The following is a 17,404-nucleotide window of genomic DNA, read 5'->3' as shown; positions in this document are numbered from 1 at the left end:
CTGCAGCGCTCCTTTGCGATCCGTCACCTCGGCCGTGGTCACCGTCACCGCGTGTGGCAAGCCCTGCGTATCCACCGCAATGTGACGCTTGATGCCCGAGACCCTCTTGCCCGCGTCATAGCCCTTCAGGCCTGCCGTGTCCGTGTTCTTCACGCTCTGCGCGTCCACGATCAAGAACGCGCTTGAGGCGTTGCGCCCCTGTTTCTCGCGGGCCGCACCAACCTGATTTTTTGAGTGCCCGCTCCAGCACGCTCATACCGTGCTGGTCGGGCTCGCTCCACTTGCGCCAGTAGGCATAGACAGTTTGCCACTTGGGAAACTCTGGCGGCAGATAGCGCCACTGGCAGCCCGTGCGCAGCAGGTACAGCACCGCGCAGAACACCTCGTACAGGTCCAGCTTCACAGGCTTCGTCGTGCGCCTGACGCTGCGCAGTAACAGCTCTATCTCGGCAAACTTCTCTCGGCTGATGTCGCTCGGGTATTGCTTTCTTTTCACACCCCTATTGTCTGAGGTCGGAAGATCGCAAACAGGCTCTTACCGTGGGCCCGACAGCCTCTGGCCGCGTGAGCCTGGATGGCAATGGGCTGAAGCTCGGCGTTCAGTTCGGCGGTGAGCGTTCCAGCCCTGCTATCGAATCCCTGAAGATCATTGCCTTCGACTTGGCGGTCATGTGCATGAGCATCGAAGGCGAAACGCAACTGCCGGCCTTCCTGTTGCATGACAGCCCTCGTGAAGCCGATCTGGGCCTGAGCTTGTATCACCGACTGTTCAACATGGTGGTGGCCTTGGAAGGGCAGGAGCATTCACCTTTCCAGTACATCGTGACCACGACGACACAACCGCCAACAGCGTTCCAGAAGGCCCCCTGGCTGAGATTGGAGTTGCATGGCTCTCCGGCCACCGAACGCCTGCTGAGGTGCGACCTGCCATGACGAAATCAAATATGGAAACCAGGAGCGCAGGATGAGGTTCTGGGCCGGGGTGACGGACAACACCTGGTTCAACTTCCTGAGCCAGTCGGCTCCGGACGAGGTTAACTTCTGGCAACCCCGGGGCGCCGCCACCTATGCCGCGCTGGAGCCGGGCACGCCATTCCTGCTCAAGCTCAAACGCCCTTATCACCACATCGCGGGCGGCGGCTATTTCGTAAAGTCGACGTCGTTGCCACTGTCCATCGCCTGGGAAGCCTTCGGGGCCAAGAACGGCGCGGCGCAGCGCAGCGTTTTCGAGAGAATGATCCGTAGCCTACTTGCCGATCCAACGGTAAGGGATCCCGAAATCGGCTGCACGGTACTCGCACAACCCTTCTTCTGGCCACGCGAGGCTTGGATCCCTGACCCGATCGACTTTGCCACCAACATCGTCCGTGGTCGGTACTACGACACGGTCGAACCATCAGGTGCCCAGCTCTGGGCCGACGTGCAGTCGAGACTGACGGCTCCACTCAATAAGCCACCGCGGGCCGACGAGCCTGAATTGCCGGAGCGATATGGTCCTCCGATACCGATACGCCCCAGACTTGGGCAGGGCGCTTTCCGCGTGCTGGTCACCGATGCCTACCAGCGCCGCTGCGCGCTGACGGGTGAATCCACCTTGCCCGTGCTGGAGGCCGCGCACATCCGGCCCTATGCGGAAAGCGGCCCGCACGACCCCGCCAACGGATTGCTGTTGCGGTCCGACTTTCACAAGCTGTTCGATATCGGTCTGGTGACTGTCACGCCGGACCACCACATTGAGGTCAGCCCCCGCATCCGCGAAGAATGGTTCAACGGCAAGGCCTACTACCGTCTGCACGGACAGCCGCTGCCCCGGCTGCCCAAGCATCCGGACCATCGGCCCGGCGAGGCCTACTTGCGCTGGCACAACGAGAACCGGTTTTTGGGCTAACGACCGGCGCACAAGGCATGCAATTCTTCACTCCTCCCCGCGAGCACTTTTTCCGCCCCCTCACGCATGACAACCGCGAGTTGTGCGCCGCTGTACTGCGTGCCCTGCACGAGCGCGTGCACGGAGCCAACGCCGACTATGCCGAGGTGCTGACCCGCGAGCTGGTGCTGGAGGTGATCCAGCATGCGCTGGCCGACCCCGCGCTGCGGGGCCTGGCTTTCGAAGCTGGACAAACCGTGCGCGCCGAGGAAGAGCGCACCTACGCCAGCGAGCTGGTGCGCAAGCTCAAGGAGCATGGCTGGCTGGAAGACTACCGCGATCCCATCGACCTGCGGCCCACGCTCAAGCTCAGTCGCGCGGGCAAGGCCTTCAGCGAAACCTTCGCCAACCTCGACGACTCGCGCGCCAAGACCCGCCAGCGCAACATGCGCTCGGCCCGCAAGGCCCTGGCGGCCTTCATCGCCACCCGAGATGCCGACGAACTGCTGGACGCCCACGAGTTCGCCAGCCGCGTGGTGCAGGACCTGCAGGACGACATCGAATACTTCCGCCACTTGATCCAGAGCCTGACGCGCGAGGCCCTGGCGCAGAAGGTGGCCTGGAACGAGTTCAATGATTTCATCGAGAAGCGCTTCGCACGCGAGTACGCTGTGCGCTTGGTGGCCGACTCGGCCGAGCGCCATCGCGGCCAGATCAACGAAGCACTGGAGGATGTACGCGCGCTCGAAGGCGAGCAACGCGCTGGGGTAGATGCCCACTTGCTGCAGCGCGCACCCTGGCTGGAACAGACGGCGCAGGGCCGCAGCCCGATGCTGTGGCTTGCTGATCGCATCGAGAGCATGGTCGATGCTGCCTGCGGCCTGAAGCTGCCCATGCTGCGCTCGGAGATGAACAACTACGTGCGCCGCTTCACCAGCCTGCTGCGACAGGCGCTGTCCCTGGACTATGGTGCCGAGTCCCCGCTGGGCCGCACCATGGCCTGGCTGAAGGAACAGCCAGAGCCCGCCCGTGAAGGACTGCTCGACGTTTTGGCCCGGCGCCTGGCCACCGCCGAGATCCGCCTGCCCGGTGGCGTGCTGCGTTGGACGGTGCGCGATCGTGAATCTGAAGCTGTAGCGCAGGCACCGCTGGTCGTGGACGAAACCAGCCGCCTGAATGCCCTGCTGCGCCGGGCTGAAGCAGAGGCTTTCGCCTTCAGCGATCAGCAGGTGCTGCAAGGCCTCTTGCCCCATCTGCAGGGTGGCCCCATCACGCTGGCGGCATTGCCAGTGGACACCGCCGAGGACGCAGTGCGCGTGCTGCATGCCGTGGGCGCGGTGCGTTCCGCCGAAGGGCGTCGCCTGATACAGGCTCGCAAGATGGCAGGACAGGTGAGCACGACCTACTTCCAAGCCGACGACTACGAGTTGCGCGTCGAACCGCAGGATGGGATGGACGTGACGTCCAGCAGGGCCGGTGGCGATAGGCGGCACTGAACACATCATGCTGCAATCCCTGGCTCAGTACATCGAACAGCGGCTGGCGACCGAAGGCGCCGCCAACGTCAAACCCGCACGCTTCGCCGAATTGGCCGGGCGGCTGCTGGCCAGCGGTGTGGTGTGGCGCGAGCATTCCCGCCCCGAGGCCGCGCTGTACGACGACGCCATCCAATGCGAGCAGTTGCTGCGCGAATGGTTTGCCTGCATCGGCTTCGTGCTGGTGCATGACAGCGATGCCCGCTTGTTGCGGCTGTACCCGCCTGGCGAAGGCGGTGGTGACGACGAAGAAGATGGTGTGCGTCGCCTGCGCGCCCGCCTGTCGCGTGACTTCGTGGCCGCCGTGATTGCCCTGCGTTTTCTCTACACCGAGGCGCTCACCGGACGCCGCTCACTGGTGGACGAACGCCTGGCGATCAGCCTGGAAGAACTCTCACAAGCGGTGGTGTCGCTGTTGGCGCACAAACTACCCAATGCGGCCAGCGAGCGCATGGTTCTGTTGCGCGAACTGCGCAAGCACCGTGTGCTGCATTTCGTCGAGAGCGACGACGCCGGCGACATGCAGATGGGCTTGGCCGTGCTGCGGCCGGTGATGAGCTTCGTCAGCGACGAGGCCCTGGAAGAGGCTTTACGGATGGTGGGCCGCCAGACACCCCCTGCGCCCGCCGTCAAATCAGCCACCGAGGACGGCGCATGAAGATCGCCAAGCTGCTGACCTGGCATTGGGGTTCGCTGGAAAACCGTGAATGGCCCTTCGCTGACGCCGTATTGCTGACGGGTGAATCAGGTTCGGGCAAATCCACGCTGCTTGACGCCATCCAGACCGTGCTGACGGCCGCGCACCAGCATGTGGTGCAGTTCAACATTGGCCAGGACGAATCCACGCAGAGTCGGCGTGGCGGCAAGGAGCCGCGCACATTGGCCGCCTACGCCCTTGGGCAGCAGGCCGACGGTGTGTTCCTGCGCACCCGCTCGACCAGCTACGCCGGCATCGTTTTCGAAGCTTCCGAACAGGCAGGCGAGCAGGCCGAGCCTTTCACGGCATTGGTGGGCGTGGAGGCTTTCGAGGACGGCCGGCGCGCCGTCCTCCAGGGCACACCACAGTTTTTCATCGTGCGCCGGGTGCTGTCGCTGGACCATCTGGCACGCCGGGCAGGCGAGGTGCTCACCGCCTCGCCACTGCCGCTGAAGGAACTGTACGTGCAACTCCAGCACCGCCTGCAGGCCCATGCCGACAAAGCCGTTGCGGTGGTGCAGCGCTTCCCCGACAAGGGCGGCTATCTGCAGCATCTTTATGGCGCCTTGATGGGCAAGACGGCGGTCGGCGAACACGATGCCACGCGCGCGGCCAAGTCGCTTGTCAAAACCATGGCCTACAAGGAACTGGGCAACGTCAACGACCTGGTGCGCGACGAGATCCTGGAACCGCACGATTTCAGCAAAGACCTCGACAAGATGCGTGAGCTGATGCGCTCCATCGCCAGCCTCAAGCTGGAGGCTGAGCGCCTGGCGTTGAATCTGGAGAGGCTCGACACCGCGCAAGCCAGTGCGGACCAGGTCATTGATGAGGCACGGCGATTCGTCACCACCACCATCGCCCATGCTCTGCGCACGCGCAGCGAGACACAGGATGAACTGACCTCGGTGCAGCGCCAGATCGCTACGCAGGACAAGAAGCGGGCACAGCTGCAAGAGAAGCTGGCCTCACTCGAAGCGCAGGAGACCCAGTTGCGCGAACAATTGCGCGGGGTGGACAAGCGCCTGGACGACAGCGACGTGGCACGCGAGAAGCAGGCGCTGGAAAACCAGATCCGGCTGCAGGCCGACCAGTTCCGCCTGCACTGGGGCCGCGTGCAGGAGGCCGCGCGCGGCATCGGCGGCATGGCCGCGCAGCTCGAACAACTGCTGGCGCTGGACCTGTCTGCCGTCCCGGAGCTGGCTGCGGCGGTACAAGCCTTGCGCCCCGCCGCGCAGCAAGTCCTCAAACCCTGGCCGGCCATGGCCCAGGCCTATGCGCGCGATGCGATGCTGGACGTGGTGCTGCCCGCCTTCGAGCTGGAAGCCTTTGACACGCAACTGGTCAGCCTGCGCCAGGGCCTCCACGACGGCGAGGCCTCGGTGCAAGGCGCGGTGCTGCAGGCCTTGACCGACGTGGGGGTGCAGCTGAACCAGTTGAAGGATGACACCGAACAGCGCGATGCGGAACTGCGCCGCTTGCAGTCTGGCCGAGCCCAAGGCCCGAAGGATGCACATGATGCGGTGGCACTGATAGAGCGCGAGCTTCCTTCAGCCCGCCCCCACCTGCTCGCGCAACTGGTGGAGCCGCGCCCCGGCACCCGCTGGCAAAACGCCATCGAAGGCTACATGGGCGGCGACCGCTTCGCCATCATCGTCGAAGCGGGCATGGAGGCGCGTTGCGCCCGGCTGGTCAAGCAGCACTACCGCGTGCGCTCGCCCAAGGTCGTGCAGGGCCGCAAGGCGATGGAGGACACCGAGGGCCGCCAGTTGGAGGCCCGGGCTGTGCTGCACGAACTGATCTGCCAGCACCCTGTGGGCCATGCCTTCCTGATGGCGCAGTACGGCCGCGTGCGCAAGGTGGACACCGAAGAAGAGTTGGCGCGCACCCCGCAGGGCCTGATGGAGGAAGGCCTGGGCAGCCGGGGCTACGGCATGTTTGCCTGCCGCGCACCCGATGGCGAGCTGGCTTTTGGCGAAGGCGCGCGCCAGCGGCGCCGGCAATGGTGTGAGGACGAACTCAAACGCCTGGCAAAAGAGACGCGTGCACTGCAAGCGCTGCGTCAGTCGCTGCTCGCGATCACCCGCATGTTCAATGGCCCCGTGTTCACGCCGCTGACGCCCTTGCTGCTCGCCGTGTTGGAAAGCCAGTCCCAGCATGCCCACGCCGAACAAGCTTTCAAGGCGCTGGACCTGTCGGCCATCGACGAGTTGCTGGCCGAGCAGACAGGTCTGAAGACTCGCATCAGCAGCGTCACAGGGCAGCGCGACGAAGAGCTGAAGCAGGTCGGCGCCACAGACAAGGAACTGGTGGAACTGCGCCGCCGCGAGAAAAACCTGGCGGAACGCCTGCCGGATCTCGACATCGCCTGCACCAACGCCACGGTCTGGGCCTCGCGCTTCGCGGGTGCCGTTCCCACCCTGGCTACCGAGTCTCAATTGCTGGACGAAGCCCAGACACTGGCGGCCGAGCCAGAAACCAGTCTGGACGCGCTGCGCCACCGCGTACAGAGCCTGCGCGAAGGTTTGCCCCGCACACTGCGCGAACTGGCCCAGGCCGTGGGAACCTACTTGTCCGGCGCGCGCGATGACAGCGAGCGCTTCGCCTGGATCGACCCGCCCCGCAATGTCGATCGCCTCGAAGAACTGCTTCCTCTGGTCGAACGCACCCGCACCGCCATTGCTGAGCAGGCCCAGCGCCAGCGCGCCATCGGCCTGGCGGACAATGCACGCGCCCTGCGCGAGGCCGAGGGCCAGTTCAACCATGTCTTCACCAGCAGTTTCTGCTTCAAGGTGCGCGACGATGTCAAGCAGGGTGCGCTGACACTACAGCGGCTCAATCGCCACCTGCAGGACATCCGCTTCGGCAGCGACACCTTCAGGCTGGAATGGGACTGGGTGCCGCGCATGCAGAAAGTGCAGGATTTCTTCGAGGCGGTGGAAAGCGCGGTCGAAGAGCTGGAGCATGACCGCGGCTCCATCTTCACATCGCCTCGGCTCACCGACGAGCAGCGCGCCACTGCGGAAGAAATCCGCCGCCTTCTGCTGGCCAACGACCAGGGTGCCAGCGAACGCGCGCTGCGCGAACTGGCCGACTACCGCAACTACCGGCGCTACGACATCCTGCGCACCAGCCCGGTGGGTAGCACGCGGCTGTCCACCTGGGGCACAGGCTCGGGCGGCGAGCTGGAAACGCCGTTCTACGTGGTGCGTTCGGCCGTGCTGGCCCATGCGCTCGGGCACTTCGGCCGCGACCGCCGCGAGGCACCCGCCCTGCGGCTGATGCTCAGCGACGAGGCGTTCTCCAAGATGGACGAAACGCGCTCGCGCAACGTGCTGCAGTTCCTGTCGCAGACGTTGGGGCTGCAACTCGTCGTGGCGATGCCCACGTCCAAGTCGGGCGCGGTCAAGCCCGAGTTCGACAAGGAGTTCACTTTCTCCAAGGTGATGGCTCGGCGCGATGGTCAGGAACTGTTCATCAGCGAAGCGCAGGAGAAAACGCTCAACCGCCCGGCCCTGGCCCGGCTGTGGGGCGCGCATGCCGAGCAGGCCCGCGAGGCCGCACGCGCCCAATGGATCGCGCAACAGGCCCGTGAGCAGACCCCAGCTCCGACAGCCGAAGATGCCCGCGCCAACCTGGATGAACGCAGGCCCACCTCGCCCTGATCCTGCTGATCATGGACACGCCCGAATCGTCCTCGCTGCCCGATCCGCCTTCGCCGCATCCCTTCCTGTTGCGCTTGGCCCGGTTGCTGCTCGCCAAGGCTGAGCGCAGTACGGCCCAGGGGCCGGTGCGCCTGCCGCTGGACCGCAAGGCTGCGCCAGAGTTGCACGATGCCGTGGATGCCGACCAGATCCAGTTGCTGCGCATGCAACTCGATGACCTGTGTGCCACGGGCTGGGTCGCCTTGCTGCTGGAAGGGCCTCGCGCATTCGCCAGCTTCGGCGACCGCAAACCCCGGCTGGAGCTGTGCGATTTCGACGCTCTGGCGGCGTGGGCCGGGTACACCCCACAGGCTCAACGCTGGCGGCAGCAATGGCGAGCGCACTTGGCCGCACACTGGGCGGCGAATCCGCTGGAGGCGCCTGCCGATCCGGCCGCCGTGCTGGACCACCTGGCCCGCAGCCCATTGGTCCCTGTGGAAGGACTGCCTGTGGAAGAGGCCACCCGCAGCCTCGTCACCTTGACCAACTTGTGCCGGTCAGGCCAAGCGATGGCTCTGCGCGAAGCATCTGCGCGTGCCTTCCAGGGCCGCTCCAAAGTGCTGGACCACCGCGAGGAACTGCTGAAGCTGCTGGGCGCGACTTCGGGCCAGTTCACCGAGGCGCCGATCCAGTTGTTGCTGGCACCGCCGCATTGGAATCCAACTGGCAGCAACGAGGGCAGTGGCAGTGCTTTCAAGGACGTGCTGTTCATCGAGAACCTGGTGACCTTCGAGCACATGGCCGACACACGTGCCTCCGCCTGGGCGGGCAGCCTGCTGGTCTATGCAGCGGGTTTCCGGGGAAGCGCCCGCAGGTTGCGTTCCCGCGGCGGGTGCCGTCTCTACCTGCGCGCACCGGTGTCCACCACGTCATTGCCGGCGATCGAGAGCTGGCTGTTCCAACCGCTGGAAGTCGAGCGCGATGGCTCGCCGGTAGTGCCAGTGTGCTTCTTCGGCGACCTCGATCACGCGGGCATGCAGATCCTTGCGAGCCTGCGCGAGGTGTTTCCCCAAGCCAGCGCCTGGCGTCCCGGCTACGAGCGACTGGCGAGGTTGCTGGCGGCCGGTGCGGGCCACCCACCGGAACTGGCTGCCAAAGCCCAGCAAACGGACCCCGGCCACACGGGTTGTGCCTATGCAGACAACGAGTTGCTGCCGCTGCTACGCAGCCGAGGGCGTTTCATCGACCAAGAGGCTTTCGATCTCAACGATGTCGATGGGCTCGGCCGATGATCGGCGCGTACTACGACATGGTGTTCAACGCCGCACAAGGGCAGGGTCTGGCCATACCAAGCCAGTCGAGGAAACACACATGCAGGACGAAGATGCGGCAGCGCCTGCCGCCACAATCGCGACGTTGTAGAGCAGCTCAGCACGCAGGGCAACGCTGTTCTGGGGTTGGCTGTAGCGCCCTTGCGCGCAAGACTGGTCAAGTTGCAGCGGCCACTAGGGCTGGCCCAGTCCATTACACGCATCACAGAGTATCAACGCAGCAGGTGCTCCAAGGTGTCACCGGATATGAATATGCCGCTGCCATTCCCGAATGCGGGCGTCATGTGCAGCAAGCCGCCCACCTGCCGAGCCGTCGAAGACGGCTGTCAGTATTGTCGTCTCCGACGGCCAAGTCAACTCAAGCTGTCTCGAGAACTTCACCCCTTCGCTCAATCTAACATCGAACATCTTCGACCCGCCAAGCAGAAATGCCAAGTGTCAGCTTCACTGGAGCAGGAAACGTCCCTGCGGTCACCTGACGCCACAACGTCGACTTGGAAAACGGGATGAAAGTGAGAAGCTGCGCCTGCCGAACGAAGCCGGTTTGCGGCAGGGTTGGAGTGGACGAAGTCGCGGATTTGTAGGCCGAAGCCGCTGAAGGAGAAGTAGTCATTCGACATTTTTGCAGAGCCCGAGGTGCGATCTCCGCCCATTGCTATCAGCGTTCTCTCCTCTCTACCGATGCCCTTCATCCATTCTCAGTTTGGCGCCCACATTGCAAGCCGACTCAAGGCGTCCCATCCAGTCCTGATGCAGGAGATGTCCGTGCGGCATCGGGACGAACGCACCCATAGCACCGCCTCATTGACTAGCACGGCGTGCCGCTCCGCGCTCCACTTCTATTGGTGATTTTCATGATCTCTCACAAACTCTTCTAACTCGCCAAGTGCACCATGACGCGGTTCGATGTCACTCGAACGGGGGCGAAGGGGTAGAACATCGGGGGTCATGAGCGAAGACGCCTTCACCCAATTCCTCAGGTCTCACCAGCAAGACTGGCGACGCATCAGTCGCCATACCCATGGAGAGCACTCCTCAGAGGACGTGCAAGCCGAAGCTTGGCTGATGCTCGCGACCCTGCGGGACAAGGGCATCACGATCGACCTTGATGTACCGGACCACCAGTCATTGCTGATTTCCCATCTGTACCAGCATCTGGTCCGATACACCGAGTTGAACGTACGCAACGCCGTTCGGTTGGATCACGCCCCCAATGGAGAAGAGGGTGAAGCTCATCCGCTGGCGCACCTGTTGGCAGCCGACGAGCACTATGACCCTGTCGTGGCGCTGATGCATGCCGAGGATCAAGGGCATTCGGCGCTGGAGCGCGATCTCAGTGCTCATCAATCGATGGCAGCTGCGTACCTCTACTTGCTGAGGTTCTTCAACAACCAGATGGTGGCCGTTGCCGATCACCTCATGATCTCGCTGTCGTATTGCTATCGACGTTGCAAGCACGCTCGACTTCTCGCGATTCACCAGGAAGCCCTGCCCGCCACGGCCATGGCCTCGGACCCGGATTTCGTACCGGGCGCCTGGAGGCGCTTCCGGCTCTCGCGCGCCCCTGTCCAACTGAGCTTCGACTTCGATTCCGACATGCATCTGTTCGCCGATGGCCGGTGAGGACCCCCTTGGCGATGAGAGGAGAGCAGGCTTACCTGCCTGCGGCGCACAGACTTCCGGCAAGGGCATGTACGGCAGAACCACGACTTGGCCCGTCCCCAATCTTGACTTGTTATCTCTCCCTCAAGGCTTGATTTGCAGTGCAGCAATTCGATTCCTCACACCAACAAAAAGTCTACCGAAACCGTTCTTAAATCATATTTGAACTGCTTCAACCATTTACCTCTTGACCCTTCTTCATTAGAAAGGCATACTGAAAGCCATCTTATCTTTATTCGAGACGGTTTCAATATGCCTCGCCCCCTTCAACTCAATCAAACCGCGCCTTTCGCGGTGAAGGATGGCGCCCGACGCATCGGCGAGCGGCTGACAGTGGCCCGCAAGCGTCGCCGGTTGACCCTGCGCGAGCTGGCGTCCAAGGCGGGCATCAGCTACGACACCGCACGCGCCGTGGAAGCCGGCAACCTGCAAACCGGCATGGGGGCCTACTTGGCCATGCTGTGGGCGATGGGCCTGGAGTCCGAGATCCAGGCGTTCGCCGACCCTGAGCGCGACGAGGAAGGCAAGCAACTGGAGCTCACGCGCCTGCCGCAGCGGGTTCGCCATCGCAAGGAGCCACTCGATGGCGAGTTCTGACCAACGCGCCTACGTCTACCTCCAACTGCCGCAGTCATTGGAGGTCGTGACGGCGGGGTTTTACGAGCTGGACTTCCCGCAGGGGGTTCCCACGGGCTCGTTCGTCTACAACCCGGCCTACCTGCAGCGCGTCGATGCCGTCCCGTTGGATCCATACGAACTGCCCTTGGCACCACGCCGCGTGCAGACAGTGAAACTCAAGGGCATCTTTGGTCCTCTGCGCGATGCGTCGCCCGACGCATGGGGCCGCCGCATCATCGAAAAGCACACCGGACGCACCGACCTCACCGAGGTCGAATACCTGCTCCACTCTCCCGAAGATCGCGCAGGCGCTCTGTCCTTCGGGCGCGACAAGGTGCCCCCTGCCCCGATCCGCAAGTTCAACCAAGTCATCCAACTGGAGGCCCTGCTCGCAGGGGCCGAGCAGTTCATGGAGGACGAGGCCGTAGGCAAACCTGGCGTGCCGGAGCAGATGCTCGAACTCCTGCAACCCGGCACCTCGATGGGTGGTGCCCGGCCGAAGAATGTGGTCGAAGATCCCGAGGGCCTGTGGCTCGCCAAATTTCCGGACAAGGGCGACAAGTGGAACAACGCGCGTGTCGAAGGTGCGATGCTCGCGCTGGCGCAGGAGTGTGGCTTGCGCGTTGCCAGGCACCGCATCGAACACGTCGCTGGCAAGGACGTTCTGCTCGTGCAGCGCTTCGACCGCACTCTGACCGCTGACGGCTACCTGCGCCATCGCATGGTCAGCGGCCTGACCGCGCTGGGCGCCGAGGACTCGCATGGAGACCGGGCCAAGTGGTCCTACCTGCTGTTGGCCGACGAGCTGCGGCGGCGAAGCGCGCGCCCGGCCCAGGACCTTGAAGAGCTGTTCCGGCGCATGGTGTTCAACGCGCTCATCTCCAACACCGACGACCATCCCCGCAACCATGCATTGATCGCGCCATCGGACAAGTGGGAGCTGTCACCGGCGTACGACCTGACGCCCAACCCACTGACCAGCGTCGAGAAGCGCGACTTGGCGATGACCTGCGGGGCCTACAACCGCTATGCGAACCGCGCCAATGTGCTCTCGCAACATGGGCAGTTCAAGCTCTCCCTCGAGCACGCCGCGGCCATCGTCAACCAGCTTCAGCAAGTGGTGGCTGCGCGTTGGCACACGACCTTGCGACAGCAGGGGACGACGCCTGCCGACTGCGACAAGCTGGCGGGCGCGTTCAACTACGCGGGCTTCGAACTCGACCCTAAAGTAGTCCTTGCGGGACAGTGATACCCATGACACGCGCCTTCATCTCGTATAGCCACGCCGACGACGCACTTCGCGCCGAGTTCAACAAGCATCTGTCGCTGCTTCGCCGGCAAGGACTGCTTGAGCTATGGAGCGACCATCGCATCCCGGCAGGGGGCGAGTTCGACAAGCACATCAGCGCCGAACTCGAGGCCGCTGACATCATCATCTTGCTGATCAGTCCGGACTTCATGGCCTCGGACTACTGTTACGGTATCGAGATGAAGCGTGCCATGGAGCGGCACCAAGCAGGTTCCGCCGTGGTGGTCCCCGTCATTCTGCGACCCGTCGACTGGCACAGCGCGCCGTTCGGTGCCTTGAAGGCCCTGCCCCGCGACGGCAAACCCGTCGTGAAGTGGCCCACGCTGGACGATGCATTCCTCGATGTTGTGCAAGCCTTGCGGTCATTGCTGGCTACCCGATCGGCATCCACCACCCAGATGGCCATCTCACCTGCCCCGGCGAGCAAAGAGCCTAGCGAAGCCTCCGCCATCGCTCCGAGTCGCCCCCGCTCCGGAACGCTGGCGCTCGCATGCGAGTTCAAGGACATCGATCGCGACAGCTTCCTCGATGAAGCCTTCGCCTACATCCGAGCCTACTTCGAGAACTCGCTGCAAGACGTCGGCGAGCGCAACCCGGGCATCGCGGGCAAGCTTCGGCGGATCTCGGAAGTCGGCTTCACCGCAACGCTGTACCGCGATGGAAGCAAGCTGGCAGGTTGCTACATCCGCATTTCCAACGGATTCGGAAGGGATCGGAGCATCGGCTACTCGGGTAACGACAGCGCCCAAGACAACAGCTACAACGAGATGCTGAGTGTGGAGGCGGATCGACACACGCTGCACCTGGAGCCGATGATGGGGAACTGGTCCGGGTCCCCCTCGAAGTTCACACATGAAGGCGCGGCCGAACAGCTCTGGCAGCTCTTCGTCGAGCACCTGACTTAGGCACGAGCCTACGGCATCCTGAAGCGTCAACCAGCCTTTGAACCAGTCCACAGCAAGACCTACGGGCCGCTCCGGCCGACATCGAGCCACCAGAGAGGTCTCTCGCTGCTCGATCAGGCGTGCAAGTTCTTCGACGGCGCGCGGTCGGCCGTCCAAAGTGGTTCGCTAAAATGCCTTTGCTTGATCTTGCCTGGGGCTGTGGCCACCTGCTCATACCGTGCCGTACAAGCTCATGTTTGGTGATGGATTCATCGGTGGGTTCAGAAGGTGTTGCCGCATGAAGATCCACAAAAATCAACCGCTTGCAGCGCATCTCACGCTTCAGGTGCAGAACATCGAATAGGCGCGGCGCGGCAGCACCGGCCGCGCCGCTGCTCCGTCAGGCCGTCGATTGCGGCAGCGTGAACACCATGTTGGCCGCGCCGCGGAACTGGCCTTTCGTCACCAGGAAGTGCAGGGTTGCCGTGTCGCCGACCAGTTCGCCCACGTTGCCGCTGGCGGCCGCGCGCCTGCCCACCATCGCGCCGTAGAGGTTGCCCGTAGGCTTGGTGGCCGTGAAGTGGTTGCCGGTCACGCTCAGGAACACGCCCGCGCACAGGCTGGGCGCCGCGCCGAGGCTGTTGCCCTGCAGCACCACGGTGTGGAACAGGCCGTCGAATTTCCTGGCGATGAGCTGCTTCACCATGTCCTGGCCCAGGTTCAGGCGCGCCAGCTGGTTGTGCGCCACCACCAGCTGGCCGCGGCCGGCGGGTACCTGGAAGTCGCCGTTGTTCAAGGCGTTCACCAGGGCCGCTGCGGGAGGGGCCGTGCCCGCCGCGTCGGGGCCGGGCATGCCGTAGAAGGCGAGGTCGCCGGCGATCTGGCTGTGCATGATCTCGCACAGGCCCGGGGCGTTCTGCACCACCACCGAGGCCGGCGCCGCGGCGGCCACTTCGCATTGGTGCATGCGCAGCTCCGCCGTGCCGTCCACGACGATCCAGGGCTGGGGTGCTTCCTGCTTGCCGTCGATGCGCAGCCCATGCAGGCCCAGCTGCGCGTTGTTCGTGAGCTGCAGCATGGCTTTCGGAGACATGGCCAGCTGCAGGTCGCGCAGCTCCAGCGCGGCGAAGCCGCCCAGCGCGATTGGCCCGGCTACGTCCACCACGGCGGTGGGCCCGCAGCCGTGCAGCGACAGCCGCATGGGGGCATCGCTCTGCTTGATGGAGAGGCCATCCAGCGCATGCTGGCCCGGCAGGAAGCAGATGCACAGCTGGCCGCCGCGTTCCTTGAGCAGTTTTTGCAGCAGCTCGGTGCTCAGTTGCTCGAAGTTGCCGCCCTTGCCTATGGTGACCGCACAGCCGCCGCCGGCCTGCACGTTCGTCTGTGCCGTGGCGGCGAACACCAGGGTCTGTCCGGCCACGGGGTTGCTGTCGCTGCCCAGCAGATGGGCGCGCACGCGCTGCGGGCCCGCCGCGCCGAGCGTCCAGGGGCATGCGGCCTGGCCCGCGGCATCGGTGGTGGCATCGGCCACGCCGGCGGCGGGGCTGCCCACGGTGCCACCGCCGGCTTCGACCGTGAAGCGCACGCGCGCGCCTTCCACGGGCAGGGCGCCGCGCGCCACGCGCACGCGCAGCGGCTCGGCAACGGCGGCGCCGGGGGCGGCCTCCTGGCCGTCTCCGCCCACGTAGAGCAGCTGGGTCAGCCGGGTGAGCGGGGGAAACCATTCGCGGCAGTCGGTCACGGCGCCGATCAGGCCTGCGGCGTTCACCGTCACCAGGCCCAGCCGTGCCCAGCCGTCCTGCACGCCGGCGGGCGGCCGCGCCTGCGGCGCGCCATCGTCATCGAGCGGCCATTCGACGTCTGCCGTGGCGGTGCGCGCCGGTATCTGCCAGTAGTCGCCCACGCGGTAGCTGCCGCCCGGCGCAAAGCGCACCTCGACACCGTCCTCGAGCGGGATCCAGCTGCCCTCCACCACGGCGAGCGCGTTCTGGCCGGCCGCCGTGGGCCGCTGGTCCCAGCGCCGCAGCAGGGGGTGCAGGCCGGTGTCCTGCCCCAGGCTGCCCGTGGGCACGCCGGCCAGCACCAGTTCCAGCGCATCGTCGCCATCGTTCAGGTATTCGAACAATTGGCCCGCGCGCTGCTGCAGTGCCGCCGCGTCGTCCACCAGTTCCACGCGGTCGTGCGGCGCCAGGTCCAGGTTGGCGTCGCGCCCGCGCGCGGCCACGCGCACGGTGGTGCGCTGGGCCACGGTGTCCACGGCGATGGACTGCACGGCGTAGGCCACCGAGCCGTTTTCGCGCGACCACTTGAAGGTGGCGGCCCCCGTGTTCGCGTCCACGCTGTGGATCTCCACGCGGTACAGCTGGTTTTCGAGACGGCGGTAGCCCGCGCTGGCCGCCATGTCGCACACGCCAGTGGCGGCGAGCTGCGGCGTGGCGCGCGCGGCCAGGCGCGCGCCGGGTGGCGCGGCGAGGGCGTCCCAGCCCGCGATCGCTGCGCCGCAGGTCCAGGGCGTGTTGTTGGGCGGCGCCGGCAGCGCCAGGGCGCGCACCTGGGCGACCTGGCGTGCGCGCGTGGCCGTGTCCGGCCCGCCAAGGGCCACCTCGCGCATGGCCGGGTCTTCCAGCGCGCCGATGTGGCGCTGCCAGGCGCGCAGGTAGATGAGGTAGGTGCCCGGCGCCAGGCGCTGGGCCACGCCGCCGTCGGGCTGGTTGGCCAGCGACGCGCCTTGCTCCCACACGCAGTGCTGGCCTTGCACGTAGTAGCAGCCGGGGCCTATCAGCAGGCTGGCCGCGGGCAGCGCGGCGGGTGCGCCGGCGCCGCCGGCCGCCACGCGCCAGACCTGGCCGGCGCCGGCCAGCCAGGCATCGGCGCTGCCCGCCACCGACAGGCCCGTCAGCATGGGGCTGCCGGCCACGGGCTGCGCGGTCCAGGTCGTGCCGCCGTTATTGGTCGCCAGCAGCGTGCCGCCGTCGCCTGCCGCCCAGCCGGTCGTCGCATTGCGCATGCGCAGCGCGCGCAGCCGGGCGGTGCTGCCGCTGGTTGCGGCGCTCCAGGTGGCGCCGCCATCGTTGCTGACCAGCAGCGTGCCGCCGTCGCCCGCCGCCAGGGCCTGGGCGCCGTTGAGCACCACGGCGCGCAGCGTGGCCGTGGTGCCGCCGTCCACGCGCGCCCAGCTCTGGCCGCCGTCGCTGCTGCGCACGATGGCGCCGCCCTGGCCCACGGCCAGGCCGTTCTGCGCGCTGGTGAAGGCCACGGCGTACAGCCGCGCCATGCCGGTGGCGTGCTGCGTCCAGGTGGCGCCGCCGTCCGTGGTGGCCAGCGCCAGGCCGCCGTCGCCCACGGCCCAGGCGCGCTGGGCATCGAACGCGGCCACGCCGCGCAGCGTCTGTGGCGTGCCGCTGCCCTGCGCAGCCCAGGTGGCGCCGGCGTCGGTGGTGCGCGCTATGGTGCCGCCGTCGCCCACGGCCCAGCCGGTGGCGGCGGCGCGTGCGATGGCGCGCAGGTGGCGCGTGCTGCCCGTGTTGGCAACGGTCCAGGTGCCGCCGCCGTTGCTGGTGACCAGCAGCACGCCGTCCTCGCCCGCGATCCAGACGTTGTTCGCATCCAGCGCGTGCACGGCCAGTGCGCGCATGCTGCCCGTGAGCGCGAAGCCCGCGCCCTCGGCCGGGCCGCCGCTGGCGCCTATCGCGTCCTGGGCCAGGTGTTCGTGGCGGTGGCGCGTGATGTCGCCCTGTTCGTTGAAGTCCGCGTCGGTGAGCACGCGGCCCTGCTGCAGGCGCACCGCCGTGTAATGGCTGCGTGGGTCGAAGGTCTCGCGGGAGAGATCGCCTTGCATGGTGGTACCTCTTTGCCTC

The 17,404-nt window shown here is 65.8% G+C and carries 11 protein-coding genes and 1 pseudogene; 10 read left to right on the top strand and 2 right to left on the bottom strand.

Annotated features, from left to right (window positions below; translation table 11 throughout):
- Positions 1–496, bottom strand: a pseudogene (locus ACX12L_RS07955) (IS5 family transposase); the annotation flags it as partial.
- A gap of 68 nt (positions 497–564) precedes the next feature.
- Here ACX12L_RS07955 and ACX12L_RS07950 point away from each other — a divergent pair.
- The 10 genes from ACX12L_RS07950 (at position 565) to ACX12L_RS07905 (ending at position 13,568) form a co-directional block, all read left to right on the top strand.
- Complete coding sequence (locus ACX12L_RS07950) at positions 565–933, top strand: hypothetical protein (RefSeq protein WP_459262124.1); 369 nt, start codon at positions 565–567, stop codon at positions 931–933.
- Positions 934–964: 31 nt separating this feature from the next.
- The gene (locus ACX12L_RS07945; RefSeq protein ID WP_459262123.1) at positions 965–1,888 is read left to right on the top strand and encodes an HNH endonuclease; all 924 of its coding nucleotides are present in this window, start codon (positions 965–967) and stop codon (positions 1,886–1,888) included.
- A 17-nt stretch (positions 1,889–1,905) separates the two neighbouring features.
- The gene (locus tag ACX12L_RS07940) at positions 1,906–3,363 is read left to right on the top strand and encodes a Wadjet anti-phage system protein JetA family protein (protein ID WP_459262122.1); all 1,458 of its coding nucleotides are present in this window, start codon (positions 1,906–1,908) and stop codon (positions 3,361–3,363) included.
- A 7-nt stretch (positions 3,364–3,370) separates the two neighbouring features.
- Positions 3,371–4,060, top strand: a complete 690-nt coding sequence (locus ACX12L_RS07935) for a DUF4194 domain-containing protein (protein ID WP_459262121.1) — start codon at positions 3,371–3,373, stop codon at positions 4,058–4,060.
- Positions 4,057–7,764, top strand: a complete 3,708-nt coding sequence (locus ACX12L_RS07930) for an SbcC/MukB-like Walker B domain-containing protein (RefSeq protein ID WP_459262119.1) — start codon at positions 4,057–4,059, stop codon at positions 7,762–7,764. Before ACX12L_RS07935 ends, ACX12L_RS07930 begins: the two co-directional genes overlap by 4 nt.
- Before the next feature lie 11 nt (positions 7,765–7,775).
- Positions 7,776–9,035: a hypothetical protein gene (locus tag ACX12L_RS07925; RefSeq protein WP_459262118.1), complete on the top strand. Its 1,260-nt coding sequence runs from the start codon at positions 7,776–7,778 to the stop codon at positions 9,033–9,035.
- A 987-nt stretch (positions 9,036–10,022) separates the two neighbouring features.
- Positions 10,023–10,697: a hypothetical protein gene (locus ACX12L_RS07920; RefSeq protein WP_459262117.1), complete on the top strand. Its 675-nt coding sequence runs from the start codon at positions 10,023–10,025 to the stop codon at positions 10,695–10,697.
- 291 nt (positions 10,698–10,988) lie between these two features.
- Positions 10,989–11,333 (top strand): helix-turn-helix domain-containing protein, encoded by a 345-nt coding sequence (locus tag ACX12L_RS07915; protein ID WP_459262116.1) that lies wholly within the window; start codon positions 10,989–10,991, stop codon positions 11,331–11,333.
- On the top strand, positions 11,320–12,603 hold the full coding sequence (locus ACX12L_RS07910) for a type II toxin-antitoxin system HipA family toxin (RefSeq protein WP_459262115.1): 1,284 nt from the start codon (positions 11,320–11,322) through the stop codon (positions 12,601–12,603). Before ACX12L_RS07915 ends, ACX12L_RS07910 begins: the two co-directional genes overlap by 14 nt.
- Positions 12,604–12,608: 5 nt before the next feature.
- Positions 12,609–13,568 (top strand): toll/interleukin-1 receptor domain-containing protein, encoded by a 960-nt coding sequence (locus tag ACX12L_RS07905; protein WP_459262114.1) that lies wholly within the window; start codon positions 12,609–12,611, stop codon positions 13,566–13,568.
- A 379-nt stretch (positions 13,569–13,947) separates the two neighbouring features.
- Here ACX12L_RS07905 and ACX12L_RS07900 read toward each other — a convergent pair whose 3' ends face one another.
- Positions 13,948–17,385, bottom strand: coding sequence for a DUF6519 domain-containing protein (locus ACX12L_RS07900; RefSeq protein ID WP_459262113.1), 3,438 nt, complete (start codon positions 17,383–17,385; stop codon positions 13,948–13,950).
- Between the last annotated feature and the right edge of the window lie 19 nt (positions 17,386–17,404).

The organism is Alicycliphilus sp. T452 (genome assembly GCF_054512775.1).
The sequence above is the reverse complement of the archived record's forward strand: the minus strand, read 5'-3'. Positions and strand labels throughout refer to the sequence as shown.

Coding starts and splice junctions, on each gene's coding strand:
- ACX12L_RS07945 (WP_459262123.1), top strand. CDS start 965: ATGAGGTTCTGGGCCGGGGTGACGGACAACACCTGGTTCAACTTCCTG.
- ACX12L_RS07940 (WP_459262122.1), top strand. CDS start 1,906: ATGCAATTCTTCACTCCTCCCCGCGAGCACTTTTTCCGCCCCCTCACG.
- ACX12L_RS07935 (WP_459262121.1), top strand. CDS start 3,371: ATGCTGCAATCCCTGGCTCAGTACATCGAACAGCGGCTGGCGACCGAA.
- ACX12L_RS07930 (WP_459262119.1), top strand. CDS start 4,057: ATGAAGATCGCCAAGCTGCTGACCTGGCATTGGGGTTCGCTGGAAAAC.
- ACX12L_RS07925 (WP_459262118.1), top strand. CDS start 7,776: ATGGACACGCCCGAATCGTCCTCGCTGCCCGATCCGCCTTCGCCGCAT.
- ACX12L_RS07920 (WP_459262117.1), top strand. CDS start 10,023: ATGAGCGAAGACGCCTTCACCCAATTCCTCAGGTCTCACCAGCAAGAC.
- ACX12L_RS07915 (WP_459262116.1), top strand. CDS start 10,989: ATGCCTCGCCCCCTTCAACTCAATCAAACCGCGCCTTTCGCGGTGAAG.
- ACX12L_RS07910 (WP_459262115.1), top strand. CDS start 11,320: ATGGCGAGTTCTGACCAACGCGCCTACGTCTACCTCCAACTGCCGCAG.
- ACX12L_RS07905 (WP_459262114.1), top strand. CDS start 12,609: ATGACACGCGCCTTCATCTCGTATAGCCACGCCGACGACGCACTTCGC.
- ACX12L_RS07900 (WP_459262113.1), bottom strand. CDS start 17,385: ATGCAAGGCGATCTCTCCCGCGAGACCTTCGACCCACGCAGCCATTAC.